Origin of the sequence: Roseobacter weihaiensis, assembly GCF_020622345.1 — a bacterium.
Taxonomy (GTDB): Bacteria; Pseudomonadota; Alphaproteobacteria; order Rhodobacterales; family Rhodobacteraceae; genus Roseobacter; species Roseobacter weihaiensis.
Window position 1 is genome coordinate 1 of sequence record NZ_JACNMO010000052.1, and the last position, 8,678, is coordinate 8,678.

At 53.0% G+C, this 8,678-nt stretch carries 12 protein-coding genes and 1 pseudogene; 12 read left to right on the plus strand and 1 reads right to left on the minus strand.

All coding sequences use genetic code 11. The features are described from left to right. Positions 1-229: integrase core domain-containing protein (locus H7847_RS26110; protein ID WP_227272576.1), on the plus strand; the 229-nt coding region annotated here is incomplete at its 5' end. 683 nt (positions 230-912) lie between these two features. Here H7847_RS26110 and H7847_RS26115 read toward each other — a convergent pair. After that, on the minus strand, positions 913-1,245 hold the full coding sequence (locus tag H7847_RS26115) for an EamA family transporter (protein WP_227272578.1): 333 nt from the start codon (positions 1,243-1,245) through the stop codon (positions 913-915). A 250-nt stretch (positions 1,246-1,495) separates the two neighbouring features. Here H7847_RS26115 and H7847_RS26120 point away from each other — a divergent pair, with 250 nt between their 5' ends. From H7847_RS26120 to H7847_RS26170, 11 genes and pseudogenes are all read left to right on the plus strand, one after another. Next, the gene (locus H7847_RS26120; RefSeq protein WP_227272580.1) at positions 1,496-2,206 is read left to right on the plus strand and encodes a hypothetical protein; all 711 of its coding nucleotides are present in this window, start codon (positions 1,496-1,498) and stop codon (positions 2,204-2,206) included. Beyond that, a complete protein-coding gene (locus H7847_RS26125) occupies positions 2,206-3,672 on the plus strand; it encodes an HNH/ENDO VII family nuclease (protein ID WP_227272583.1) in 1,467 nt (488 codons plus the stop codon). The genes H7847_RS26120 and H7847_RS26125 overlap by 1 nt, the downstream gene beginning before the upstream one ends. Positions 3,673-3,683: 11 nt before the next feature. After that, positions 3,684-4,154 (plus strand): SMI1/KNR4 family protein, encoded by a 471-nt coding sequence (locus H7847_RS26130; protein WP_227272585.1) that lies wholly within the window; start codon positions 3,684-3,686, stop codon positions 4,152-4,154. 74 nt (positions 4,155-4,228) lie between these two features. Further along, a complete protein-coding gene (locus H7847_RS26135) occupies positions 4,229-4,432 on the plus strand; it encodes a helix-turn-helix domain-containing protein (protein ID WP_227272587.1) in 204 nt (67 codons plus the stop codon). 147 nt (positions 4,433-4,579) lie between these two features. Beyond that, positions 4,580-5,107 (plus strand): hypothetical protein, encoded by a 528-nt coding sequence (locus H7847_RS26140; RefSeq protein ID WP_227272590.1) that lies wholly within the window; start codon positions 4,580-4,582, stop codon positions 5,105-5,107. A gap of 2 nt (positions 5,108-5,109) precedes the next feature. Next, positions 5,110-5,505: a hypothetical protein gene (locus tag H7847_RS26145; RefSeq protein ID WP_227272592.1), complete on the plus strand. Its 396-nt coding sequence runs from the start codon at positions 5,110-5,112 to the stop codon at positions 5,503-5,505. 200 nt (positions 5,506-5,705) lie between these two features. Further along, complete coding sequence (locus tag H7847_RS26150; RefSeq protein WP_227272594.1) at positions 5,706-6,182, plus strand: HNH endonuclease; 477 nt, start codon at positions 5,706-5,708, stop codon at positions 6,180-6,182. Between the two features lies 1 nt (position 6,183). Further along, positions 6,184-6,717: an SMI1/KNR4 family protein gene (locus tag H7847_RS26155; protein ID WP_227272596.1), complete on the plus strand. Its 534-nt coding sequence runs from the start codon at positions 6,184-6,186 to the stop codon at positions 6,715-6,717. A gap of 268 nt (positions 6,718-6,985) precedes the next feature. Continuing rightward, complete coding sequence (locus H7847_RS26160) at positions 6,986-7,222, plus strand: hypothetical protein (protein ID WP_227272599.1); 237 nt, start codon at positions 6,986-6,988, stop codon at positions 7,220-7,222. Positions 7,223-7,487: 265 nt separating this feature from the next. Then, a pseudogene (locus tag H7847_RS26165) lies at positions 7,488-7,610 on the plus strand (IS66 family transposase); the annotation flags it as partial. 59 nt (positions 7,611-7,669) lie between these two features. Then, a partial coding sequence (locus H7847_RS26170; RefSeq protein ID WP_406676045.1) for a relaxase/mobilization nuclease domain-containing protein occupies positions 7,670-8,678 on the plus strand: 1,009 nt, incomplete at its 3' end.

Genomic DNA, 8,678 nt, shown 5'->3' on the forward strand with positions numbered 1-8,678 from the left:
CGAACAGGCGATTGACGACTTCGTCGACCACTACAATCACCGCCGCTATCACGAAAGCCTCGGCAATCTGACACCCGCCGATGTCTACTTCGGTCGCAGCGAAGGCATTCTAAAGGAAAGGAGAAAACTCGCCTTAGGTCATTCCGTTATCAAAACAGCCTGCCCATCATGGGTTTTGTCCGTCACCTTGCCCGCGAGGTACGTCGCGACGCTGATCCGCACCCGATAAGGGTACCGACGGAGGGAGTAGCGATATCAAAAAAATGCCTTGGATGCGTCTAGGCGGACTCTATCTCATCGCGCTGGCCGCCATGACGCTCTTCTATATCGTCCCGACTCAGCTTCCCTTTACGGGTTGATTCCTGCATACATCACCAAGACCGTTGCCGAAGAACAGGCAACTTCCGTCTTTGCTGGAGCCAACATTTGCCTTGGCCTCGGAACAGCTTTGGGAAATCTGTTTAGCGGATACATCCCGGAACTGAGCGGGTCATTGCAACAGGTGTATATTTGTATCGCGTTCGTCGCTGCTGCCGCTGCACTACTTGTAACCACGTTGCCGAGAGAGGGTCACGACAATTCTGCGATCTGATCTATTACCTCAAGAAGTAGCGGACTTTAGCGCAGCCGCAGCGGAAATCAGCTTCGTCCCACACCTTACCAGTCCGTGCGCAGTGCAGCGAACGGCACTCCTTCCCAGTACAGTAGTTCGTAGATCATACGGCGAAGGTGTCAGGATAACCCAATCTGACGGATGCGGCAGATTGCATGAACGTCGGCTCCGACGATGCGAGCCGACTCCATTGGGTCGCGCAATTTGAGGCTAGGCTTGCTCGCGGTTAGGTCCGAAGTACAAAATTCATCTGAGCGCATGGCACCGCCATGGAGGGGCAGTAGGTCGTCAGTGCCAACTTATAGACCCGGTCCAGTTCGGATCCTGATCAAAATGAAAGCGCTCATCAGAATAATGGAGCAACCGATCCCAACTGCGAGCGAAATTTTCTCGCCGAAGACGGTGTATCCGATCAGAGCCGCGTAGAAGAGCGAGACATAGAAGAACGGTGCGATGAAGTTGGCGTCAGACATTTTCGCGGCGCGGATGATGCAGGCCTGGCCGAGGATCGCCATCAATCCAATCAGCAAGAGGGCGTTCGATTGCGACGGTGTCGGCCACACAAAGCCGGGAGCCATGAAAGCTCCGGATATGAAGATGCCGGTCAGGTTACTGTAAAACAAGATCGTCACCGCGCCATCATTCGTCCGAGCAAGCCACTTAACCTATGTGCGTTGAGGTCAGATGCAGGGTTCGGCGAATGAGCAAAGGTTAGTAGACCGAGCCGAACGACGTTCGTAGAGGTCCGAATTTTTCACCAGTATCCGTCGTTTGCGCCGGTGACACAAACGTATGAGTTTTGGCAAACTTTCAACTTTTACTGGTATTTTCATGTCACTTTGATAGATACAAAAACATTGGATACAGGTCTGGTTCAGTCTTTTGGTTTTTACACTGTCTTCAGAACAATTTGCCGCCTTTGAGGCGATGGAGCAGGACAATTGGTACCGTGCGGCTGCCCGGGACTTGTTCGAGACCTATGAGGCTTACTATACGGCTTTCGGTGCTTCGGCTGAGACCCTGATGCCGATGGTGCAGACCATTGCTGCCTGGGCACAGCGACAACACATCCGCAGTCAGGTCGATGTGACCCGATTGTGCCATGTGGCTACCTCTTTGGGGCACAAGTTCTGGCAGGATCCACGGTTCCGGGGGTATGTGACGGCCTCGATGTCGGTTGATGTTCCGCCAGGCCGTCGCGCTACTGCCCTGATGGGCGAGACCAAGGCCTGGCTACGCGGGTTGTGGGCTGGTGACAGCTTGCTGGCCTTTTCCGAGCGATTGGTGGAGCTTGTCGGCGCGGGTCGTAGACCCGAGGTCAACGCCCTCCAGCATCTTCTCCCTGGCCACTGGCAGATGTTCTCGACCCCGGACAATGAGCGCCTGCTTGGTTGGCTGTCTCAGACGGTTCCGGACAACTTGCGTGATGAAGGGCCACGACAGCTTGTCTACACAGCCTGTGCCCTTGCGCATGGAACACAGTGGCTCAGCGATCCGCAATACCAACGCCTGGCGGAGGCTGTCCGCTCCGAGGCAGCTCCTGCGCGTCTCGCGGCGCAGATCAGAGGCATCTATGCTGAGGCTCTGGCCTGATGGGACACCCGCAGGATCCACGTGCTTTCGAGGCCGCGACCGATGCTGCGGCGGCACAAGGCTCTGATCCGATCGACAATATCTGTGAGCTGTGCATCGGCAACTGGATCAAGATCCGCTACGAATACGAAGACGGCACCGGTGTTGCGGGCGCCAATTACGTGGTGCAGACCGTCACTGCAGATGGCTCGCCCACCGGTGACATCATCGCCGAGGGCAAGACCGACGACAACGGGGACGCCCATGTGCCGCTGCCCGATGAACACACGCAGGTCGAGTTCTATTTCCACGATGATCCCGAAGGAGAGCCTTACGAGGACCCGGAGGCGCTGCAACCCGTTCAAGAACGTGAGCCAGGTTTCTGGTCGCGCCTGTGGGGCAATATTACCGAAGGCGCGGATTGGGTCTGGGATGTTCTAAAGGGCGACTTTGAGGAAAATCCTTCGACCAGTGAAATCATTGGTCGCATGATCCTGACGATGATCCCCGGTATCGACCAGCTCGCGGATGCGCAGGACATTATTCACATCCTCTACAAGCTGATCTGGAAGAAGGAATACGATGAAAAGTGGAACTGGATTCTACTGGTCATCACTCTGATCGGCTTGGTTCCTACGCTTGGCTCCTTGGCCAAGGGCCTCTTGAAACTGGTGTTCAAGAAGTTTGGCGACATAGGCGCGTTGCGCGCGCTCTATGGTGTGTTCAACTTTTTTGGGAAGGGTAATGCTCACCGCTGGCTGCGAGACTTCGCCAACAATCTGACGGGATCGCATCTGAACGCAGCCTTGTCGCAGCTCGCCACGATGATGGCGCGCGTTATCCAATACATGACCGAGTCCAAAGGCTGGCTCAGCGGCAGGTGGAACCGGTTGGTCGACGAGGCCCTGCTAAACGTCGCGGCCTTCCGCGCTATCGCCCCGCAAAGGCTGCGCGAAGCGGCGACCGACCTGCAACAAAAGTTGCTCTCCACCATCGCAGCTGGCATGACCCGCATCCAGCGGAAGGCGACCAAAAACGCTGAGCCGCATGTCGTCAAACAGGAAGTGGTGGAGCCACCAGAGCGTTTGCCTGATGGCCCCCCGCGAAGATGGACATCGAAACAGGTGGCTGGTCGAAAAGTCTATCAGCGCGACGACTTAATCGATCCAAATTATGTTGATCCTGATACCGGCCTCACGAACCGGCAACTAATGGAAAACGGCGATGCTCCCTTCGGTCCCGATGGCGAAAAGATAAACCTTCACCATATGACGCAAGATGAGCCTAGCGTGATGGCTGAGGTTGCTGGAGAATTCCATTCTGAAAATGATCGAGCGTTGCATATGTACACTAATCAGTATGATAAGACTTGGCTTGGACCAGATGGAGTTCGCCGACCTTACGCCAGTGCGCCGCCAAGTATGAATCGAGGCCCTTTCAATACCTGGAAACGACAATACTGGAGAGAACGTGCAAATGACTTTTGAGAGTAAAAACATTGGGTATTGATCTTTATCAACAGGCGGTTTTGAAGCTGGAGGAAGCCGACGCGCTTGGGCCTCTTCGGTTCCCAGCGACTGAAGAAGACATCAATTCCCTTGAGGGTCTTCTGAACGTCACGCTCCCCGCTTCATACAGGTTGATGCTACAGGAGTTCGGAATACTGATGTTCCCTGGGCAAACGATTTATGGAATCGGAAAATCCGGTGTTCAAACCAAAGGTGGGTCTGGCGTTTTCTTTCAAACCAGCGTTGCAAGAGAGCGGGGTCAAATCTCGCAAACGATGGTACGCATCATGAGTTCGGGATATGGACCTGAATTTTGTATTGAATGCGGACAGATTGCGGCAGATGGAGAGGCCCCGGTTTATCTAGTTCCTGCTGATGGTGACATGAAAAATGCTACCAAAGAAGCCGACTCGTTTGGAGAGTTTCTTCTAAATGAAGTCACCGCAGTTTTGACAGACTAAGGCCTACCGCAACAGACCCTAGACGCGGATGGGAATTCGGTGTTGTACCATCCAGACACGTGGGGGTTGTAAAAATGGTTCAAAAAGACCCCGTTTGTGATGAGATCATCAAAATGCTCGCCGAGCGTGGGCCGATGGGCTGGTATGCAATGGAAAGACGGCTTCGGATTCCAAGGCATGAGTTTCACGAAGGTTATACCTTGATGACTTACTTGAACAATTTGGAAGAAGCAGGCTTCATCGCGAAGACTGAGGACGGCAAGTACAAGGTAGCTTAATGTAACGCGTTGAGCTGATTACTTACCGCGACCAAGGCCATCGTCTGCGAGGTCTCGGATATTCTAGCCGCCCCCGGCAAGCTCCGAGAAGCCGCCGCCTACCTGCAAAAGCAGATCATCGATACCCTGCGTGTCGGCATGAGTCGGGTGCAGCGCAAGAGCACGAAGAACGCCGATCCGCATGTGGTGAAGCAGGAGAAAGTTGCGCCGCCGAGGCGGTTATCTGGAGGTGCTACGATTGAAACGCGAAAAGCGCCGGATCGCTCGGACCTTTCTGATGAACGCATTCGCGAACTCGGCGTCAATCATGAGCAAGGCAATGTAACTGATTTGCGTGAGGGCGTTGGTGGCGCTCGTTATGAACAGACGACTGGCAATCCGCTCGGATCTTCTGCTACTGAAGGCGTTGATTTCTACGATGGCGACACCCCGATAAGCCTGAAAGGGCCGCTCGCTCGCAAAGATACCGGCGAAATTCTACCCATCAATGACAGTATGGTGGATGGCTTAGCAGATTCTGTCGTCAAAGGTGCAAAGACCAATACAGTTGCACGCGACATCGTTGTTGATACGCTTGGTCTGTCTGATGCTCAGCGCAGTCGACTAACTGAGCGTATCACCGAGGGACTTGAGGACTTTGACGCAATGCCAACGAATATCGTGATATTGGAGTAGCAATGGCGCACGAGATGATCAGCATTGATGGGCAGGCCAGAGCGTTCCATCATCTTGAGATTGAATTGTGCTTCAGGGCCATGATCTCTGTGATGGAGAATTCATCAAACCTTAGGGATGTTAGAGCTGCCAAGACTTGGATCGAAGGATTGCAGAACATAGCAGTGGGACTAGTGAACGTAGATCTTGCGCCACATTATCAGGGACCAGAAGATCGGAAACATCTACTAGATGTGTTACATTCCGCTCGACGCATTTTACCATCCGAAGGCTCTCTATCGACTACAGAATTAAATTCAAGGATTGGTGCCGAGATACATACTTCGACAGGACAGCTTGACATTGAAACCATAGATCGAGCGTTTGGCAAAATGGCAAATTTCATTGCAGATGCTTGATCCAATCCGTTTTCGCTAACCTAACCTTTCCAAGGTTGGGCCTCTCCCACGGAAGGCAATGTCGACTGTCTGTTAGCGTACTATTTGGCCCCGAGCCGTAAGCAACCTCATTCTTATTTCCCTGTGATCCGCGCCCAAAAACCTTTTGGCCTTTTATCTTCCAACAGGGCGGTCGCTTGTTGCCGCCATTGCGCGTCGGCATGAGCCGCATCCAGCGCAAGAGCACGAAGAACGCCGATCCGCATGTGGTGAAGCAGGAGAAAGTTGCGCCGCCAGAAAGTAATCCGCGCACCCGCCTACCTCGATCAAATGGTCGGTGGGAGGGAGAGCCCGGAAACGGAACGTGGTATCCCGATAATCCTGATGCCAAAAGCGTTCTTGGCGATGAGGGGGTGCCTTTCAAAAACGGGCGACCTGATTTCAGTCAGTGGTCCAAGGGTGAGCTAGAGTTCGAACCAAATGTGCTTGATGGGAGCGATACGGACTTTACAAGAGTGTATGAACAGGTGCGCCAGGCTGGTAATTTACCATCAAATAATGCTGCGAAAGAATATCTTAAACAGGTTGGGCTGACACCACATCATCATAGTGATACTGTCATCCAACTTATCCCAACCAAGCTACATAAAAACATTCCACACATCGGTTCTGCATCTGACATGAGGATGAACTTCTAACATGGCCTTACAACCAGATACCCGCCTCATGACGCGACCACTCAAGAACGATGAAGCGCCTTTGACACTCGATTTTGTTGAAGGCCAGATAGGTACCAAGTTACCGCGTGCATTGCTCGATGTTCTTCCTGAAAATGGCAGCGCTATCGGCTTTGCTGAAAGGGTGGACATAAAGCCCGTTGTGCCGAATCCAATTGTTTCGGCAAGTGGTCGGCAAACAGTCTTTACAATATTTGGCCTAAACACGGGGCCAGACGGTATCATTGATAATTTCAATCGCTTGAATGGGCGTATTTTTGGACGCGCCGTTCCAATTGCAGATGATGGCCTGGACAACGCATTCGTCTGGGTTCCTGACTCTGGTGAAGTGCTGTTCTGGCACCATGAGTGCGCTGAGGGAGAAGGTAGTCCTACCGCTCTGACTGGGGTCTCCGCCTCCGTAAGTGAGTTCTTTTCGGCCCTTTCGCCTGCAATTGAGCCATCACCTTCAGAGCTTTCCAAAGGTGTTAAGAGTGTTAGGCTTGATATTTTTTGAAAATGAGTTCCTACCACGGCTATCGCCTGCCAGGTCTGTGATAAACAGACGCCTACCCAAACAAGCGCGCCCACAGTCTTTTACGCGAGGCATCTGCCGCCTTCTCACGCTGACGCCGATGACTTCAGTGGTTTGCGCGTTCCTTCTGGAAATGAAGGCGGTGCGAATGAATTTTGGTTGCCGGGAGGATATACCTCTGGCGGCATGCCGGAAGCGGTAATGGACTTCAATGGTGTGGATTTCACACCCATAATTATGGATTAGGAACATGAAACTTGGAAATAAAATCAAGGCGAAGCCCAGAAAGACTGTGATCGAAGAAAACAGAATTCTCGGTCCTACCTGGAGTATCGAAAGGGACGAAGATCAGTATATCTATGAGTATCTGTCGGGCGAACTAACCGGTGGAATCAAACGCCACCCTTTTACGAAAGAAGATTTTGAAGCTGTTAAGAAGGGTGACATGACAGACTACGACCTCCTTCTAAAATACAGCCTCAGCTGATGGTCATTAAGGTTTTGGTATAAGGTGCCAAAAGAGTAGTGGCTGGGGTTCTGGAAGGCCTGTCTAGTGAATTGCAGCAAGAACTAAGTTTGTATGTCCCAAGTGAAGTTCTTGTGTGGGGCGACAGCGAGTGGCGCTTATATGAGGATAAAGACGCTGCGGCCCTGTTGAGTGATCACGGGTTCCTGAATGTTGGGATAGGGGCTGTGGGGGCCTCAAAAGACAAGGCGATCAGCCTTCAAAAGCTCTCTGAAACGGACCTAGGTTGGCGCATGTGCTGGTCAGCAAGTACGCTGATCATCTTCCTTTGTATAGCCAAAGCCAAATCTATGCCCGTGAGGGGATCGATCTGGACCGCTCGACCATGGCGGATTGGGCCCCTCGGGCAGATAGTTCTGTCTCCTGCAAGGCGAAGTCGACAACCTTGCGCTTCTGCGCGGCCAGTTGATGGCACCGGAACTCTTCAAGGAATTCTGTGACGAGTATATACGGGAGATCAATCGGCTCCGCATGGAGGCGTCGGGCGATCTGATAGCCAAGCGCGCAGAACTGAAGAAAGTAGAAGCCCAGATTGAGAAAATGATCCAAGCCGTCATGGATGGGTTCTACGCGCCTTCGATGAAAGAAAAGATGCAGGTCCTCGAAGAACGTAAGGCAGAGCTCGTTCGCAGCCTTCAGAACTCGGAAGAACCGCCCACTTTGCTGCACCCGACTATGGCAGATGAATACCGCAAACGGATCGATGGGCTGCTCGACGCGTTGGCCGACGATGACACCAGACGGGAGGCAAGCGATGATATCCGCGCCCTTGTTGGCAAAATCATCGTATCGCCCGGCGAAAACGCGAAGGAGCTTGCGCGCCATCTCCTGAATATGCGCGACAACGACCACGTCGAGCTGCATGATTTGCGCGGTTTCGTCTCTGACGAACTGCACTGTGCGCTTCTGGAAGCTGAGGCCATCTCCATGGGGACGCGGTGCGTCAATCACCTGTTCTCCCTCAGCTTGAATCCACCTGAATACGCGGATGTGCCTGTCGAAATCTTCGAAAAGGCAATAGAGCGCATCGAAGCGGGGCTTGGCTTAAAAGACCAGCCCCGTGCGATTGTCTTCCACGAGAAGGCGGGCCGACGCCATGCGCATGCTGTATGGTCGCGGATCGACTCCGAAGACATGAAGGCGATCAACATCTCTTTCTATAAGAGGCGTCTGACCGGCATCTCAAAGCAACTTTTTCTCGAAAACGGATGGCCGTTGCCGGAAGGCCTCCAGGACTTTCGCAAGCGCGATCCGCTGAAATTCTCTCTGCACGAATGTCGTGTGTGGAAATATATGGACCCCGCCTTATTGCAACGGTTTTGGTTGGTCTGGTTCAGGATCACGATTGCTGACGTATATCCGGCTTCTGTGAGCGGCCCGATATATCGTCACCGCGAGCCCCGATGGATTTCCGCTT